General features: G+C 42.1%; 15 protein-coding genes. 10 read left to right on the forward strand and 5 right to left on the reverse strand.

The features are described 5' to 3' along the window. Window positions 1-349: 349 nt before the first annotated feature. Together BUC07_RS17950 and BUC07_RS17955 are read left to right on the forward strand one after the other, a co-directional pair. Window positions 350-2,449, forward strand: a complete 2,100-nt coding sequence (locus BUC07_RS17950) for a UvrD-helicase domain-containing protein (protein WP_073173031.1) — start codon at window positions 350-352, stop codon at window positions 2,447-2,449. A gap of 14 nt (window positions 2,450-2,463) precedes the next feature. Then, window positions 2,464-3,075: a hypothetical protein gene (locus tag BUC07_RS17955; protein ID WP_073173034.1), complete on the forward strand. Its 612-nt coding sequence runs from the start codon at window positions 2,464-2,466 to the stop codon at window positions 3,073-3,075. Between the two features lie 549 nt (window positions 3,076-3,624). On the opposite strand, the gene BUC07_RS17960 is transcribed toward BUC07_RS17955, so the two are convergent. Both BUC07_RS17960 and BUC07_RS17965 read right to left on the reverse strand, forming a co-directional pair. Continuing rightward, window positions 3,625-4,092: a hydrogenase gene (locus tag BUC07_RS17960; protein WP_073173037.1), complete on the reverse strand. Its 468-nt coding sequence runs from the start codon at window positions 4,090-4,092 to the stop codon at window positions 3,625-3,627. A gap of 209 nt (window positions 4,093-4,301) precedes the next feature. Continuing rightward, entirely contained in the window at window positions 4,302-5,183 is an 882-nt protein-coding gene (locus BUC07_RS17965; protein ID WP_073173041.1) for a hypothetical protein, read from the reverse strand. A 98-nt stretch (window positions 5,184-5,281) separates the two neighbouring features. Here BUC07_RS17965 and BUC07_RS17970 point away from each other — a divergent pair, with 98 nt between their 5' ends. Continuing rightward, window positions 5,282-6,511 (forward strand): purple acid phosphatase family protein, encoded by a 1,230-nt coding sequence (locus tag BUC07_RS17970; protein ID WP_175552564.1) that lies wholly within the window; start codon window positions 5,282-5,284, stop codon window positions 6,509-6,511. A 125-nt stretch (window positions 6,512-6,636) separates the two neighbouring features. On the opposite strand, the gene BUC07_RS17975 is transcribed toward BUC07_RS17970, so the two are convergent. Beyond that, a complete protein-coding gene (locus BUC07_RS17975; protein WP_073173048.1) occupies window positions 6,637-7,398 on the reverse strand; it encodes a hypothetical protein in 762 nt (253 codons plus the stop codon). Window positions 7,399-8,173: 775 nt separating this feature from the next. Here BUC07_RS17975 and BUC07_RS17985 point away from each other — a divergent pair. From BUC07_RS17985 to ppk2, 7 genes are all read left to right on the forward strand, one after another. Then, complete coding sequence (locus BUC07_RS17985; protein ID WP_073173055.1) at window positions 8,174-9,613, forward strand: membrane dipeptidase; 1,440 nt, start codon at window positions 8,174-8,176, stop codon at window positions 9,611-9,613. Between the two features lie 253 nt (window positions 9,614-9,866). Next, window positions 9,867-11,099, forward strand: a complete 1,233-nt coding sequence (locus BUC07_RS17990; protein ID WP_073173058.1) for a hypothetical protein — start codon at window positions 9,867-9,869, stop codon at window positions 11,097-11,099. Between the two features lie 137 nt (window positions 11,100-11,236). After that, window positions 11,237-11,956: an iron-sulfur cluster repair di-iron protein gene (gene ric / locus BUC07_RS17995; protein ID WP_073173061.1), complete on the forward strand. Its 720-nt coding sequence runs from the start codon at window positions 11,237-11,239 to the stop codon at window positions 11,954-11,956. 4 nt (window positions 11,957-11,960) lie between these two features. Then, entirely contained in the window at window positions 11,961-12,401 is a 441-nt protein-coding gene (locus BUC07_RS18000) for a hypothetical protein (protein ID WP_073173065.1), read from the forward strand. A gap of 18 nt (window positions 12,402-12,419) precedes the next feature. Continuing rightward, on the forward strand, window positions 12,420-12,719 hold the full coding sequence (locus BUC07_RS18005) for a hypothetical protein (RefSeq protein ID WP_073173068.1): 300 nt from the start codon (window positions 12,420-12,422) through the stop codon (window positions 12,717-12,719). A gap of 56 nt (window positions 12,720-12,775) precedes the next feature. Then, window positions 12,776-14,065 carry an NAD(P)/FAD-dependent oxidoreductase gene (locus tag BUC07_RS18010; RefSeq protein ID WP_217652734.1) on the forward strand — a complete coding sequence of 430 codons (1,290 nt, stop codon included), beginning with the start codon at window positions 12,776-12,778 and terminating at the stop codon, window positions 14,063-14,065. A 157-nt stretch (window positions 14,066-14,222) separates the two neighbouring features. After that, the gene (ppk2, locus tag BUC07_RS18015; protein WP_073173074.1) at window positions 14,223-15,032 is read left to right on the forward strand and encodes a polyphosphate kinase 2; all 810 of its coding nucleotides are present in this window, start codon (window positions 14,223-14,225) and stop codon (window positions 15,030-15,032) included. Here ppk2 and BUC07_RS18020 read toward each other — a convergent pair. Next, entirely contained in the window at window positions 15,029-15,952 is a 924-nt protein-coding gene (locus tag BUC07_RS18020) for a 2-oxoadipate dioxygenase/decarboxylase family protein (protein ID WP_073173077.1), read from the reverse strand. The two genes, ppk2 and BUC07_RS18020, sit on opposite strands and share 4 nt — an antisense overlap. Before the next feature lie 92 nt (window positions 15,953-16,044). Continuing rightward, the gene (locus BUC07_RS18025) at window positions 16,045-16,953 is read right to left on the reverse strand and encodes a carbohydrate kinase family protein (RefSeq protein WP_175552566.1); all 909 of its coding nucleotides are present in this window, start codon (window positions 16,951-16,953) and stop codon (window positions 16,045-16,047) included. Between the last annotated feature and the right edge of the window lie 43 nt (window positions 16,954-16,996).

Raw genomic sequence — 16,996 nt, forward strand, 5'->3', positions numbered from 1 at the left:
GGCTTTTACATTTTGGACAACTATTCATATTGATTAATAATAGGTTAATAATTATCCAAATATACAAAAAAAAACTATACTAAATTAACAATGCCGATATTTCTAATTGCAAAGAGCATTCTTCGAATTTTTGGGATAAAGCAATAGAAGATGATAAAATTAAATTTCTTGCTGGAAAACATTATATAAAAAATCTTAAAAATGGGAATGTTTCTAAAGCAATAGTTGCTCAGCGATTTACGCATCATCTAAAAAATAATAAAACTCAGGTCGCTGAAATAATTAAAACTGCTCCTGAATTTAAATATATACGGAAAGCTATTTATCATGTAACCCAAATGCCGGAATAATGGAACCAATCACAAATGAAGAAATAGAATATGCCTCAAAAATCCTGTTTGAAAATGATTCAACCAAATTTTATGACGATATACAGACGAAAACAGGTGAACGGATTGACGTAATTAAATGCCTCGAAAATAAGTCGATTGTTGCATGTCCTGGAAGCGGAAAAACTACTGCATTAATTGCCAAATTAATTATTCTTTCAAAAAGAATGCCTTTTGAAGATGGTCGTGGCATTTGTGTATTAACCCATACGAATGTTGCAATTGATTTAATAAAGGAAAAACTTGGTATTGGAGCTTCCCGACTATTTTCATATCCCAACTTTTTCGGAACCATCCAAAGTTTTATAGATAAATTTTTGGCTGCGCCCTATTGCGCTTGTAAATACCAATCAAGAGTTAGACATATCGACAATGACCGTGTTAATTCTGATGCAAAAATATTTTATCACCATTTAAGATTTAAAAAGCACGGAGGCAATCCATTAAAAAATTCTTTATATAGAAGTGGTACAAGAAGCAATGATTGGGATAAAACGAGAACAGATGAAAAGCATGAAAATGCAATTAAATACTTATCTCGTCTTGTCGTTGATTATAATCTACAAAAAATAACAGATGGACTTGGTGGTCGAACTTTCCGAAATGGTAAATCTAAAAGTGAAACAGCTCTCCAAGATTATGAAGATATTTGCAAGTATAAATTAAAATTAATATCGAAAGGAATAATTTCATATCAAGATGCATATAGTTTAGCAAATAGTTATTTAAATAATTATCCACAAATAGCAAATGTATTTCAGGAACGATTTAGATTTGTTTTTATAGACGAAATGCAAGATACTGCAATTCATCAATCACAAATTACCAATCAACTTTTTAAAGGAAGTGACAAAACTGTGGTTCAAGAATATGGTGATCCAAACCAGGCAATTTATGACTATGAAGGTCAAAGTGGAGAATGGAAGCCGAAAAAAGAAGACTCCTTGTTTATAACTGAGAGTAAAAGATTTGGAGAAAATATTGCTATAGTAATCAATCCTTTAAGAATACAGCCAGAAAATTATCTTATTAAAGGCATTAATGGAAATTCTCTTTTACCTCCCCATTTAATATTATTTGATGAAGCCAAGACTAAGGACTACATCCAGGTTTTAAATAAATTTGGAGAACTCATTTTAGTTAATAATCTCCACAAAATAAAAAATTCAAAATTTGTTGCTATTGGAAGGGTTGGAAAAAAAAGGGAGGATGAAGAACTGACATTGAAAAGTTTTTGGAAAAAATTTGAGAAACATTCATCAAAGTCCAAAACCTATTTTCCAACATTAATCGAATACCTGAGGAAAGAACTTCCTTCAAATAAATCAAATTACACAGAAAATATCGTCAATGCCATTTTGCATATTTTAGATTTACATGATTTTCGGAACGAAATTACGAAAGGAAAAAAAACAATCAAACGCAGATTTTCAAAAACAACCTTTTTCAATTATTTAAAAAAGGAACATGAAAAAATCTATTACAATTTAAAAGATAAAATGTCAGACTGGTCATTACAGTTAAAACATGGTAATGAATTATTTAATATAGACGTAGAAAAAGACTTAAAGAAATTTGTAGCTAAAAAAATATTAAGCCTCAAAGGAATAGAATTATCTGATTCAATATTTTTTAATCATCCTGAAAAAATTAATGAATCTGATGATGAAATGGGAAAAAGTGAAAGAACTGAGAAATTACATAATCTAAATGAAAATACTTACTTCTTTCAATATGGGAAAGAAGGAACAAAGGAAAATCTTCCTATTAAAATAAATACTATTCATGGTGAAAAAGGAGAAACTCACACAGCTACACTATATTTGGAAACATATTACAACAAAAAATACGATTCTCAGGGAATTAAAGAACAATTATTAGGTGTTCCATATCAATTCAATCATAAACCCGAACAAGATATGGCAGAAAAATTAGCTTATGTCGCTATGAGTCGCGCTCAAAATCTTTTATGTTTGGCAATCTCTTCAAATCGCATCTCTGAAAAATATGCAAGAGAAAAACTTAAACCATTAGGCTGGGAAATAATTACTTTAACTTAATAAATCCTAAAATTATGAAACTTAAACATCGCTATCTCGAGCAAGTAAGAAGAAATCCTCAATCCGTAAAACAAATTCTGCAAGAAACATCAGGAGGTGGTAAAACAATGGTTCGCTGTTGGGATCGTGCCATTGGTCATTATCACAAGAATGAGGACAGCAAATCTGCACTTAGTTATTTAAATTCTGCGTTATCAAATTTCAATGATAATCGAACAAATAACGTAAAGAAAGATATGCTGATTGAAAAATTTAATAATTACACACATGAATATCTAAATCTTGATTTTAAAAACATCAAGGTTAATAGTAGAATAAATATAGATATTCACCACAATAATTATTTAACTGGCGAGATATTCAGAGTTGACCAAACTCCTGAAAATGGCTTTGCTATAACATTAATGAATAGAAACGATGAAATTTGGGCAACCGAGTTGAGATTTAGAATTCTTCAAATATATTACAGCAATATTTATAAATGTCCATACGATTTAATAAAAGTTGGAGTATTTAATTTTGAAGAAGAACTGCATGAATATACTTCTTTTGACGAAATTGAACTTAATCAAGCATGGCAAGAAATAATTGACATTTCAAACAAGATTAATAAATTCAGTTTTTAAACAAAAACCTCCTCACCAGCATCTCAGGCTTCGTGTTTTTGCCCTTGATGCGGCTCATATCATTCCTTGAAACCCATCAACCTTTCAAAGCATAATGATAATGGAATGATGCCGATATACAAATAATAAGATTTTTGGAGTAAAGCGAACAAAAAGCTTAATTTATTTGATAATCGGTATTGAAGCTTCTCGTTTTTTGTCGTGTACATACATAAAAGTAATATCGGCTGTTCCGGCATAAAATTAAGGGCATAAACAAATCCAGAGGATTTGCATGTGTATAGAAATATTTCGTGAAACAGGAAGGTGCGACTCCGGAGTCGAATTTTCCAAACCATAATTCCTTCTATAAACATGTGATGCCGCTGGCATCAAAATAATAAAAGCAGCCCTTCGCAAAAATAATGGGTTTATAATCGCTAAACCAATGTCAGGTTTCCCGGGCAATGTTTTTCCTTTTGGTGCAAGGGTAAAAAGTTCGGAGGGAAAACAGTTACCATTCACCAGATGGAAGAGCCTGCCGTTAAAAACGAAAATGTATAGCTGTAACTATTCGCTTCTGTTGACCGGGCTATCGTATTTTGAACTTTTTTTCAGGCCTGCCAAAACCATAACACTGATAATTACCATAGCAATGGAAAGCGTTACCAGGAAAAAGGAAACAACTGCCTCGGCAAGCGGGGGACCTTCCTGTCCTCCGGCAACAACGCCCAGCATTTTGCCGGCATTAAACACCGCGGCTACCAATATTCCAAACCAATTGGCAAAAGTTCCGTACAGTGCCAGCCAATAGGTAATTTTCAACGCCTTACCCGGTAATGCCAGTTTATGCCACACCAATCCCAATACCACAAGAAAAATTCCGTTTAAAACCCCTTCTATATGACTGGAAACAGCCAGTCGCGGACTGGCAAACGCGGGAACAATTAATCCGGTGATTAAACCCAGCAAAAAAAGCAGAAAGCCTAAAAACAACAGGTTACCGGCTTGTTTTTTCTTTTGATGTTCGTTATTCATATTAAGTACTGATTGGTTTAAAAAATTCAATATTACTGCCAAAGCTGTAATCCCCCTGCATCGTTGTATCCTGGTTATTAAAGATTTTTCAGGATGAATTTGTTCAAATACACATCAGCAGAAAAAAATAAGAAATTCCAAAATCTGAAGACTTAAGGTGACGAAGTTTTCATTAACTGATCGGCCAGCCTGCGGCCGAAATGACAGACTTACTGCGCGGTTTGCAGCCTCCGGGTTTCCTTCAGCTTCTGCAAAATAAAAAACGCGGCCAGCGGAACCAGCATGTGAGGCAGGCGAAAGAGGGTTTCATGCAGGTGCTGATGCAAACTGCTGAGGGGAAAATCGAAATAAAAATTGGCCCATGTTCGTGCCACAGCGGTTAACCCGCCCCACAGCGCGGCATACAGCAAGGCATACCGGCTCAGCCGCGGAATAAACAGGGCAACCGAAACGCCAAAGTCGAGGATTCCGGCAACGAACAGCATTTTTACAGCAGCCGTTTCCGAAACACAGAGTATGGAAATAAACATATCGACAAACACCCCGGGCTGCGGGTAAAAGCCGGTGGCATACAAACCGTGTGCGGAAAAAGTGAGCGCGATGACTATTTTCATCGCCGTCAGCAGCCTGCCCGGGTTCATCCGCTGTGTTAACGTGTACCAGAACAGCAGCGGAAGCACAATCTGGATGGCGTACTCGAAAAACTGCCCCGCGTGATAAAACTTTTCCATGGTGTACAAAAAAGCGAGAAACGCCAGCGAAACAGAAGAGAGGATGTACGGAGCCAGGAATTTTTTATGGTGTTTTTCGCGAATAAACAGGGTAACAAGGGCCATCAAGGCGTAAAAAATACCGAAGCCGGTAATGGCCCACTGGATAAACCGGTCGGTGGCGGCGCTGGTTACGTACTCCTGCCAGGTGCCACCCCGGAGAAACAGCACAATGCCCTCCATGATATTCTGTTCCCACAACAACGCCCTGAACGGCGCATCCCAAAACAGGTGCTGCCACGCCCTTCCGGCAAACAACAGGAAAGTGGCGAGCCGCAATGTAATGTGAACCAATTGGATATTGGAATGTTTAAAATTCATATCAGAACTATTTGACTGTAAATATTAGTGAAGTCAATTTTTCTACAACATAACTTACAGAAACTATGTTTAATTCATCTACAAATAAAAAACATTTTATGCGCAGTTTCCTTTTCATTTTCCTTCTTGCCCTCGCCTCACAAACGTTTGCAAAAACCAGCAAGTACCGGCTGACGCTGAGGGACAATCCTGCCACATCGGTTGTTATCGGCTGGGAACAGGTTTCGGGTGAAAATCCGGTGGTGTATTACGGAAAAGAGGATCACGGGATTTCCTGGGAAGACTACACGTTGAACGCCAAACCCAACCGGACGGTGCAGTTTGCGGAAATGGAAAATAACTTCGTGCGGCTGGCCGGCCTTTCGCCCAACACGGCGTACTATTTCGTTATAAAAGACAGTGAAGGAGTGAGCAAACGGTTTTGGTTTAAAACCGCGCCGATGGATCCGGATGCCCGGCTGTCTTTCATTGCAGGGGGAGATTCGCGGAACAACCCGGTGCCGCGCCGGAATGCCAACATTTTGGTGAGCAAGCTGAAACCTCATGCTGTGCTTTTTGGCGGCGACATGACCGTTAGCGGTACGCCGGAACAGTGGCAGGTATGGCTGGAAGACTGGCAGTTAACCATCAGCGACGACGGCAGAATGTATCCGGTAATTGCAGCGCGGGGAAACCATGAGAAAAACAACGAAATGGTGTACCACCTGTTCGATACACCTTCGGAAAAAATTTATTACGCCCTTACCATTGGCGACAACCTGATGCGTGCGTATGTGCTCAATACGGAAATTGCCATTGCCGGAAATCAAACCCGGTGGCTGAAAAAAGATTTGGCGGAACATAAAAATGCCACCTGGAAAATTGCTCAGTATCATAAACCCATGCGGCCCCATGTTTCAACCAAAAAGGAAGGGGACATGCAATACATGCACTGGGCAAAACTGTTTTACGACGAAAAGGTGAAGCTGGTGGTGGAGTGCGATGCGCACACGGTAAAAACCACCTGGCCGGTGAAACCATCCACCGGACGCAGAAGCGACGAAGGTTTTGTACGGGATAACCGCAGAGGTACCGTTTATGTGGGCGAAGGATGCTGGGGAGCGCCGCTTCGTGAGAATGATGACCCGAAAAGCTGGACGCGTGACAGCGGTGTTTTTAACCAGTTTAAATGGATTTTTGTCGATAAAAAAGGCATGGAATTAAGAACCATTAAAACGGACAATGCAGCGGAAGTAGCTTCTGTTCCCAATGACAATCCGTTTGTTGTACCCGGCAATCTCGATATATGGAATCCTGCAAACGGCGCCGTGGTGGAAATTCGACCGTGAGAAGCAGTTTTCAGTCGCAGTGATAAAAGGATGACATCCCTCGCGCTGCAAAAAATCTTCTGCGATGCGAATCGCTCCCAATTTTTTGATGCTGAGAAAAGGGATGCCATCCTTTCGGTACTCATTTAATCATCGTCGTCGTCATCATCATACCAGTTTTTGTGCCGGTAGCGACATTCGCGGTCTTCAGCCAGTTTTCCCAAAACCGACTGAAACAACTGGCTGTTGCTGTCTTCTGAAATAACAATAACACCCTCTGAAAACGTTGCGTTGTCAAGTTGTTCGGGCGAAATTCCGGCCATCAGTTCATCGAGGTAAAGCTGAATGGTGCTGGTAATGTCCTGATTGTCTTCCGTAACCTCCACGCTTTCCTTCTCGGTTTTAAACTCCAGGTCGCTGTACACTTCCACCACCACCGAAATGGTTTCATCGGCGGCATTGGTGTAATTTCCGCTCATGTAAAATACCGGTTCGGGGTGGGCATCTTCCCGTTCCCCTTCCACTTTCAGCTCAATTTCGTCGTAAAAACCGGGTTGCAGGATAAAATTGCCGAAACTTTGGGTTGAATCCAGCAGATTAACTACCTGCGGACCTTTCCATTTGTATTCAATTTCAATGGAATCTTCGTGTGTTATCAGGCTTTTCAGCTCGGCTTCCAGTTCCACTTCCGAAACTACCATTTGCACTTCATCCCATGCAATGGCAGGCGATGCAACAGCCGATTTGGTGCTGCTGTTTACAACCGGCAACGAATAACTTGTGTTTAGTGCCACCATTTTTACGCCCATAGATGCAGGGCCGGATTCGTTCATGTCTTCTTTCTGGCAGCCAACAAAGCCCATGGTTAACAGGACTAAAATAACCGATAATACTTTTCTTTTTTTCATGGCAATTTGTTTTTCTGTTTGTATGTTTCAGAAACGCACAATTTCAAAAAAAATTTAATACCCTTAAGTATTTTTTTGTCAAAGTAAGAGATACCATCCTTTCCGTACACTCAAATTTTTATTTAAAAATTTGCGTTCCGTAATATATTATCCACAGGAACTGGTTTACCCTACCGGGAATTGTGAATTGAGCAGAGGGCGGAGCCCGGGCAAGGACGCGGAATATGCAACCCCGCTAAAATTTTCTTTCGGATATCGAATTTCGGATATAAAAGAGGTAAAAGAAACCGGGCCGTTAGTTAAAATGAACCGGCTGCCAAAATTTGCAGCTCCACGTCCCCTTTTCGGCAGTTTAGATAAATCCGGAATTCAGTCTGCAACAATTAATTCAAAAGTAAATCAAAAAATGAAAATCAAAAAAAACATCCGATTTTGAAATCCCCCTAAATCCCCCTTTGACTGGCAAATTCACGATTCTAATTCAACATCCAACGTCAAAAGGGGACGAGCCGCTGCAAAAAAGAACCAACCAGGCACATTCGCAGCTCCCTCGTCCCCTTCCATGGGAATACCTTCGGTGCTTTGGGCACTGCCGCCGTTTGAAACCGGAACCTTGAACCAAAGGGGGAACAGAAGGGGGATTCAGGTAGTTACCTGCATTCGGAAATTCGCAACAAATTGCCAACAAAAGCAAAGAATCAGCAACCTACCCCCTTGACTTCCGGCTCATTTTGCGTAAATTAAAGAATTAAATACAATTAATTCTTTAATTATTATGGAAACACCGTTTATCGATTTACACACGCACCCGGCAATGAAGCCGCTGGGAAAAAGTTTTAACAGTACTCCGGGTAAAAACAGTTCCAACAAAAACCGCAGCAACAGCATCTGGCATTACGATGCGCCTACCACGCTGGATAAAATTGCCAACATCACCACTACCCTCACTAAGTTTCGGCAGGCCGATTTTACCTCGCTGGCCAAAGGCGGCGCCGATGTGGTATTTGTATCGCTGTGCGGACTGGAAAAAAGTTTTGTAATGACCAAACTGGGCACCGGCCTGCCGGGAGACGTCATCGGGAACCTGGTAACAGGGCTGGGCAAAAAACGTATCGACCACGTGCAAAAAATGGACGATTATTTTACCGACCTGCAAATGGAATACGATTTCTACAAACAGCTCGACGGGCATAAAGTGCGGGTTGACGGGAAATTGTACCGGTATAAAATTGTTTCATCGTTTAACGAAATTGAAGAAAACCGCGATCCGGAGGTAAAAACAATTTTTGTAATTCTTACCATCGAAGGAACACATGTATTTAACACCGGTTTGAAAATGATGGGGAAAACAGCCGATCCAAAGGAAGTTCTGGCCAATATCGACAAAGTGAAAAACTGGGATCCCCGGTTGTTTTTTGCAGGATTAACCCATCATTTCGACAATGAAATGGTAGGCCACGCCCAAAGCTTAAAAGGAGTAGTTCGAAAAATGATCGACCAGTCGGATAACCTGAATGAAGGTTTTTCGGACCTGGGTCGGAAAATGCTGGAAAAAATGCTGGACAATAAAAACGGCAAACGTGTTTTGGTAGATCTGAAACACATGAGTGTGAAGGCCCGAAATGAATACTACAACTACCTCGAAAAAAATTTCGGAGGCGAAACTATTCCGCTGATTGTAAGTCATGGCGCGGTAAATGGATTTCGTTCGTACAAAGAACTGGTGGAGGACGACCTGTTTAATTACGGGAAGTTTCAAGCCGACGATATCAATATTTACGACGACGAGCTGGTACGCATTGCGAAATCGGGTGGTTTGTTTGGTATTCAGTTCGACGAGCGGCGTGTGGGCAGCGAAATGGAACTGAAAAAAACCGGCACCAACCTGAACCGGCGGCGTATGTTGTTTAAACAGTCGAAAATGATTTGGAACCAGATTCAGCATGTGGCCGAGGTGTTGAACCGGCACGACCAGTATGCGTGGGGCATTCAGTGCATCGGCACGGACAACGACGGGATGGTCAATCCGCTGAACGGTTTCTGGACCGCCGAAGAAATGCCACTATTCGACAGCTACCTCGAGAAACATGCCTACAATTTCATCGCATCCAACCAATCGGATAACCTGAAACAATACAACAAAATAACAGCGGCCGATATTGTGCAGCGTTTTATGCACAGCAATGCTTATGACTTTTTGAAGAAGAATTTTTGAAGAAGCCGGAAGTAAATTCTGCCAACAATCCAGGTTCGCAGCTCCCCAAGTCCCCCTTTGGGCACTGCCGCCGTTTGAAACCGGAACCCCGAACCAAAGGGGGAACAGAAGGGGGATTCAGGCAATTCCTTGCAATCCGAAATTCAAATAGTGAATATTAATTGGAACAAACGCTCCATTGAACAACAAGAAACCTGAAACCCATAACTTGCAACCTGGAACTCTTCTTCAAATCTTTCCTATTTTTGCATTTATGACAACGCAACAGCGGCCGAACATTTATTTTTTCAATCCCACCTGCGAGTATGCCGTGGCCAACGGAACTACTTCGTGGCAACCCAACCGGCTGTTACAAAAGATGGAAGAAGATTTGGGGATGCTGCCACTATTTTTTGCAAAGCCTCACGATATTGTACTGGTAAAAAAATTACCCACTGAAAAGTTCCTGCAAAAACTAAAAATGCAGGGAATTTCGCTTCCCCGGTTTGTTCTGCTGGAGGAAGCTTTGAAATACAAGCTGAACGGTGAAAAACTCAACCGGCTGATGCCGTGGGGCTGGAGCCCGGTGGCCCACAAATTACTGGAACCACTGAAAAGTTCCTGTTCCGTTCCGTTTCAGCATTCTCCGGTTTTCAAATGGCAGCCCGGCGACCGTGAACTTTACTCCAAAAAATTCGGACTGCAAATTCTCAGGAAAACGCTTCCGCAGCTGCCACCGGAAAAAATATTGCCGCCATCAATGCTTCCCGAAGTTGTCAGCAATAAACGCGAAATGGAAACGCTGATTGACCGCTGGGGAAAACTTATGGTAAAGGCTCCGTGGAGTAGCTCGGGAAGAGGATTGCAACCCATAACCAAAACGCCGGTGGTCCCAAAAGTGTGGGAAAAACTAAAGGGAATTGTCAACGACCAGGGCTACGCTGTTGCAGAGCCTTTGCTCGATAAAGTCATGGACATGTCACTTCAGTTTGAATTGAAACAAGGTAAAGTTGCTTTTCTGGGGAAACGTATTTTTCTTACTGATAAAAAAGGCCAGTACCAGGGCAACTTCCTGAAAAGCAAGCCAGCTGATGTTTCTCCTGAAGAACTCCAGTTTGCCCGGGAGCTTCCTCATCTATTGAAAGAACCTCTTGTTAAAACTATTGAATCAAGTCCGCTGGCCAAAAACTACGAGGGATTTTTTGGTGTGGACACATTGCTTTTCAGGGATATTTCAGGTCAACTGCGCGTAAACCCCTGCCTCGAAATTAATGTGCGACAAAACATGGGGCTGCTGTCCCTGCAACTCGAAAAACTGCTGGCACCAAAATCGTCAGGGCTATTCAAAACATTTTATCAGAAGGGAAAACCATTTGCAACTTTTGTCCGCGAAATGCAAGCCAACCATCCCTTAAAATTAAAAGATGGCAAAATTGAATCCGGCTTTTTTGCGTTGACAGAAACAAATGATGATGCATTATTCGGTGCGTATATTCTTACTGACTGATAAATCCGGAATTGCTTTTCCCCTTTCGAAACTTCAATAATAACATTTCACTAAAACAACAATCTAAATAAAAGGACCTTTTTGTGCATTAATGGATATTTCATAAATTCGAAAGATATTAATTAAAAAAATGTGTCATGCAAATTACACCAGATACAAATGTGGGCGAAGTAGTAAAAACCAATTTTAAAGCAGCCGAAATATTTCAGGCCAATAAAATAGATTATTGTTGTGGCGGCGAGCAAAGCATATCAGAAGCCTGTCAAAAAGCAGGCGTGGAAACAGAACAGCTTATCAGCCGGCTGGAAGAACAACTGCAGGAATCTGATCCTGACGCAGACTACATTAACAGCATGGAAATGGGCACTTTAGCCGATTACATTGTAAACCGCCACCATTCCTATGTTCAGAAATCCATCCCGGTTCTGAAGGAAAATCTAAAAAAGATTGCAGATGTGCACGGAGAAAGTCATCCTGAACTGGCACAGGTAAGGGATCTGTTCTACAAATCGGCAGGTGAACTGACCAAACACATGCAAAAAGAGGAACTCATGTTGTTCCCTTTTGTTAAAAAAATGGAGAGAGCACACAACGAGCACAAACCATTACCAAAGTCACCATTCGGCGGAGTGGCCAATCCCATTGTCGAAATGATGGAAGATCATGAAAATGAAGGGGAAAGATTTGAGCAGATTTCGGAACTCACCGATAATTACCAGGTTCCGGCAGACGGATGCGCCACCTACCAGGTGACCATGAAACAGCTGAACGAATTTGAAAAAGACCTGCACAGGCACATCCACCTGGAGAACAACATCCTTTTTCAAAAAGCGATAACAATGGAAAAAAAATTCTGATACCATGCAAAAAGCACCGGTTACAATAACTGCAATTTTTTTCTTCTGGGCCGGGTTCGTTAGCTCCATCAGTTTTTTGGAAGCCTGGTTGAAATTTCAGGCACCTGGCGTAACGCTGGCTACCGGATTAAGCATCGGGAAGCTGGTGTTTACAGCACTGAATCGCGTAGAATGGTTGTTTTTGGCACTTTTGACAATTCATTCCATTTTAAGTTTCAGAAAATTACCGCTACGCCACTTTTACTTATCTGCCGCTGTTTTGATGTTGCTGGCCGTGCAAACTTTCTGGCTTCTTCCTGAACTTTCGCACCGGGCAGAACAGATTATTTCAGGCAACACCCCGGGTGAGTCAATGGCACACCTGCTTTTTGGAGTTGCTGAAGTATTGAAAGTAATCACACTCATCTACCTGGGGTTTTTATCGGCCAGCAGGCGAAGTGTTTAACCTTAAAAATTAACAAAAATGAGTACCCGATATCTTCCCGTCGATCCTGATTATTACGAAATAGTTGAAAAAGCCATCTCAGAAGAAAAAGTTGTGGCTGTCCACTATTTTGGAGACGAAAACAGTATAAAGAGTGCAAAAGCTAAGGTGAAGGAAATTCAAACCAATTCAGAAAACGAAGAGTTTGTTAAGCTTGACAACGGAGAGCAAATCAGGATCGATCGCATTATCGTTTTAGGCGGCAAACCGGGCCCCGCGTTTGATGAATACGATGCCTACGCGCTTGCCTGCCTCGATTGCACCGGGGGAATGGATTAAACTGAACTTTGTTCATACTGTCATGTTGCAGCATTAACACAAAAATGGCTGTAAAAATGGAAAACACTGACATAAATATTCCCTCTCCCCAAAAAGGGCAGCAACGAATTGTTATTCTGGGGGCCGGATTTGGCGGGCTTAAACTTGCCCGGCTCCTGGCAAAACACAAAAATAATCAGGTGGTGGTAATTGACCGGAACAACTACCATCAGTTTCAGCCGCTGCTTTACCAGGTGGCCACTGCCGGATTGGAACCCAGCAGTATCAGTTTTCCCATTCGTAAAATTTTTCAGAAAAGGCAAAATGTTTTCATTCGTATTGCTGAAATTGAAAAAATCGATGCCCAAAACCATCTGGTGCAAACCAGCAAAGGTTTTTACAAATACGACAAGCTGGTTGTTGCGCTGGGCACTACAACCAACTTTTTCGGTAACCGCGATGTAGAAGAAAACGGGATTGGCCTGAAAACTGTTTCGGAAGCATTGTACATCCGCAACCAGATATTGAAGAATTATGAAAATGCACTGGTAACAGCCAACGATCAAGAGCGGGAAGCAGCGCTTAACATTGCCATAGTGGGTGGCGGCCCCACGGGCGTAGAGCTGGCCGGTGCCGTAGCCGAACTGCGCAATTCCATTTTGCCCAAAGAGTACCCGGAACTTGATTTTTCAAAAATGAACATTTTCCTTATTGAAGCTACCGGTCGCCTGCTGGGTGGCATGTCGCTTTCTTCTCAAAAAGCCAAAAGGTACCTTCAAAAACTGGGCGTTAACGTGTTATTGAACACGCGGGTGGAATCGTACAACGGTCAAACCGTGGATACTGATGCCGGCGCTATTTTAAGTTCAAATGTGGTGTGGGCAGCAGGAATGAAAGGCACACCTGTAACCGGGTTGCCTGCCGGCACGTTTCTACCCAATGGAAGAATTTCAGTAAACGAATTCAACAAAGTGAATGGAACCGATAACATTTATGCCATTGGCGATATCGCCTCAATGGCAACTTCGGAATATCCGTCGGGGCACCCGCAGGTAGCTCCGGGTGCCATTCAGCAGGCCGAAAACCTGGCCAGAAACCTGGTGCGCGAAATGCAGGGAAAACCACTCCTGCCCTTCCGTTACAAAGACATGGGAACCATGGCAACCGTTGGCCGCAACCTTGCTGTTGTAGATTTGCCGTTTCTCAAATTTGGCGGGTTCTTCGCCTGGGTCACCTGGATGTTCGTTCACCTGATGAGTATTATTGGCACTAAAAACCGGTTTTTCATTTTTGTGAACTGGCTTACCAACTATTTCACTTACAACCTTTCGCTGCGGTTAATAATAAAGCCCAGGAAAACTTCCTGAGCTTCACATTATGGTCTTATTCACGGAATTAAGTTACACGCATAATACTACATTTGGAATTGGGAAAAACAGTTCCAACACCTTCAGTTATTTTTCCTTCCCAAAACTTTTTTTTTGTAACTTTAAGTTTTTGATAGCAATAAATCAATCCACTCGTATGGAAAACCAAAATAACAATTCGGGCACTCCCAGAAAAATCAGGAAAAAAGTTTACGAAAGCGAACTGAACAAGCTGCAAATTGAGCTGGTAAAATTACAGGAGTGGATTAAACGCAAGGGACTGAAAGTAATTGTTATTTTCGAAGGGCGTGATGCTGCCGGGAAAGGCGGCACCATTAAACGCATAACGCAAGTGCTGAATCCGCGCATTTGCCGGGTGGTTGCCCTGGGCACACCCACGGAACGGGAAAAAACCCAATGGTACTTCCAACGGTATGTTCCCCATTTGCCGGCTGCCGGTGAAATGGTGCTGTTCGACCGCAGCTGGTATAACCGGGCAGGTGTTGAAAAAGTGATGGGCTTTTGCACCAACGAAGAGTACTGGGAGTTTCTGCGGTCGTGCCCCAATTTTGAACGGATGCTTATTCGCTCCGGAATCATTCTCATAAAATACTGGTTTTCGGTAAGCGAGGAAGTGCAGGAAAAACGTTTTATCGACCGCAACCAGGATCCAACCAAACGGTGGAAGCTAAGTCCGATGGATTTAAAATCGAGGGAAATGTACGTGGAATATTCAAAAGCAAAGGATGAAATGTTTGCCTATACCGACACCAAAATCAGCCCGTGGTACATGGTTGATGCCGATAACAAAAAGCGGGCGCGGCTCAATTGCATCCATCACCTTTTGTCGTTGATACCTTACGAAGATTTAACGCCTGACCCGCTGGAGCTACCGCCGCGCAAAGACAACAAAGGTTATGTGCGTCCTCCGCTTGAAGAAATGACGTATGTACCTGAAGTGTATTAATTGTCGAGCGTTTGGGTCATATAAAACAGGTGGCGTTCCTGTTCGGTAATAAATTCACGGAATAACAATTTTTTGCCGTTTTCTTCTGTGAAACCGCGCTGAACCAACTCAAAATACGCATACGTCCAGTTTATAAAAACCCTGCCGCCATTATCTTTTACTTCAAGCTCTTCCTTTACGGCAGGAGTGGCGCACTGTTGCAACAGGCTTCCCGGGGTTCCCTGGATAGTCACCTCGCTAAAAATCTTCTTTTCTTTTAACGCATTGCAAGTAGTTTCAAAATCGGGCCATTCATTAACTCCCTGTCCGTTTACCGAAGCGGCAAAATGGCTCACGGCATTTCCATGCAGCATTACCCAGGCGGCATATTGCGAAATATCATTCAGTTTTAAAACCGCTTCTTTTTCAGGAATATTCCATGGCCTGATAAAATATTTCAGCAACTCATTTTCGAGAAGATCGGCAGCTTCGGAAGTAATAATTCCATCCCTGCCGAGTAAATTCAACAATTCAATTCCTTTATTTGACAGGGCATAACCGCTATCTTTTACGGCCTCATTAATTAAATGCTGTGCCCAATCGGGCAGCTCATCCACTTCGAGCTGACTGACCCAAATATATGGTAACATTTCATCGGAGTGCTCAAAACGAACTGCCGTTAATTTCTTTTTGATAAAAGTATATTTTTCGGCAGGTTTATATCCAAGGCATTTTATGATGTGCTTTATGGCCCTGATTCCTTCGGGTTGCTCTCCGGTATGGGTATTCAGGGTTCGAAACCCCAGGTGATCAATTACTGTGTGTCCCCCTTTTTGTGCAACTATTTCATCGTACTTTTTTGCGCATGGAACACGTTCGAGGTAGTTACTCCAAAGTTTTCCGGTAAGGTTTCGAGCAATATTTGCTGCATCGCGTTTCATACTCATTTAAACAGCAAATCAGTGGCAAGGGTTACTTTTTAATATGTGTTTAATAATATTGTTTAATTCGAAAATATTACAGTGGGCTGCACTTAAGTTCTTTTGGGGGTTGTTTCCATGAATTTCAGTACATCTTTTTTATCGAAAAATGATGTAGCTCCCATCCGGGTGGCATTCAGGGCACCGGCGGCATTTCCAAAATTGAGTGCTTCCTGTATGGAGCTGCCATTGAGGAAATAATGCAAAAACCCGGCAGCCAGTGCCATTCCCGAACCAATGTTGTCATTCAGCTCTACTTTGTAACCCGAATCCCAAAATGCGCCTTGTTTTTTATGAAACGCGCATACGCCACGGGTTCCGCGGGTAACAATCACCAAATCAACCTTGTATTTTTTGAGCAACTGATTTCCAAAACTTTCCACGTCACCCGGGTTCAGGTTTAGTTTTTCAGTTAAAAACCCAATTTCTTTCTCCTTGATGCGCACAATGTTTGATGACCGGAGCATATTTTCAACCACACCCACATTAAAAAAGTGCTGAAAAAGTTTTAAATCGAAAAATTTGAGTGCACGCCGTGATTCATTGATGAGTTCGCGAATGGTATTTTTAGAAATACCAAACCGCTGCGGAAGCAATCCAAAAAACAGGCAATTAGCGTTACGCACCAGTTTTAGCGCTTCGGCAGAAAATTCAATATGATCGAAGGCAACATCAGGAGTTACCTTAAAAATGGGTTCGCCGTTTTTATCGAATTCCACATTCACTGTTCCGGTAGGAAATTCAGAATCCAACTGCACATCCAAGATTGAAATCCCCAGTTCTTCCAGCCGGTTAAGCGCTTCGTTTCCCAGCTCATCGTCGCCCACGCGCGAAAGCAGGAATCCCTTTTCGCCGAAAGAATTGCACCGAAAAACCAAATTAGAAGGCGTTCCTCCCAAAACTTTTCCGTCGGGTAAAATATCCCAGACCACTTCGCCAAATGCCACTATTTTTTTTGCCATCGATTTTGTTTTCCAGCTGCAAAAGTAGTGATTAATGAAAAAT

Source organism: Tangfeifania diversioriginum, from assembly GCF_900141875.1.
In the GTDB taxonomy this organism is placed as follows: Bacteria; Bacteroidota; Bacteroidia; order Bacteroidales; family Prolixibacteraceae; genus Tangfeifania; species Tangfeifania diversioriginum.

Bases quoted from the DNA above. Each gene is read 5' to 3' on its own strand.
- BUC07_RS17950 (WP_073173031.1), top strand. From the start codon at position 350: ATGGAACCAATCACAAATGAAGAAATAGAATATGCCTCAAAAATCCTG.
- BUC07_RS17955 (WP_073173034.1), top strand. From the start codon at position 2,464: ATGAAACTTAAACATCGCTATCTCGAGCAAGTAAGAAGAAATCCTCAA.
- BUC07_RS17960 (WP_073173037.1), bottom strand. From the start codon at position 4,092: ATGAATAACGAACATCAAAAGAAAAAACAAGCCGGTAACCTGTTGTTT.
- BUC07_RS17965 (WP_073173041.1), bottom strand. From the start codon at position 5,183: ATGAATTTTAAACATTCCAATATCCAATTGGTTCACATTACATTGCGG.
- BUC07_RS17970 (WP_175552564.1), top strand. From the start codon at position 5,282: ATGCGCAGTTTCCTTTTCATTTTCCTTCTTGCCCTCGCCTCACAAACG.
- BUC07_RS17975 (WP_073173048.1), bottom strand. From the start codon at position 7,398: ATGAAAAAAAGAAAAGTATTATCGGTTATTTTAGTCCTGTTAACCATG.
- BUC07_RS17985 (WP_073173055.1), top strand. From the start codon at position 8,174: ATGGAAACACCGTTTATCGATTTACACACGCACCCGGCAATGAAGCCG.
- BUC07_RS17990 (WP_073173058.1), top strand. From the start codon at position 9,867: ATGACAACGCAACAGCGGCCGAACATTTATTTTTTCAATCCCACCTGC.
- ric (WP_073173061.1), top strand. From the start codon at position 11,237: ATGCAAATTACACCAGATACAAATGTGGGCGAAGTAGTAAAAACCAAT.
- BUC07_RS18000 (WP_073173065.1), top strand. From the start codon at position 11,961: ATGCAAAAAGCACCGGTTACAATAACTGCAATTTTTTTCTTCTGGGCC.
- BUC07_RS18005 (WP_073173068.1), top strand. From the start codon at position 12,420: ATGAGTACCCGATATCTTCCCGTCGATCCTGATTATTACGAAATAGTT.
- BUC07_RS18010 (WP_217652734.1), top strand. From the start codon at position 12,776: ATGGAAAACACTGACATAAATATTCCCTCTCCCCAAAAAGGGCAGCAA.
- ppk2 (WP_073173074.1), top strand. From the start codon at position 14,223: ATGGAAAACCAAAATAACAATTCGGGCACTCCCAGAAAAATCAGGAAA.
- BUC07_RS18020 (WP_073173077.1), bottom strand. From the start codon at position 15,952: ATGAAACGCGATGCAGCAAATATTGCTCGAAACCTTACCGGAAAACTT.
- BUC07_RS18025 (WP_175552566.1), bottom strand. From the start codon at position 16,953: ATGGCAAAAAAAATAGTGGCATTTGGCGAAGTGGTCTGGGATATTTTA.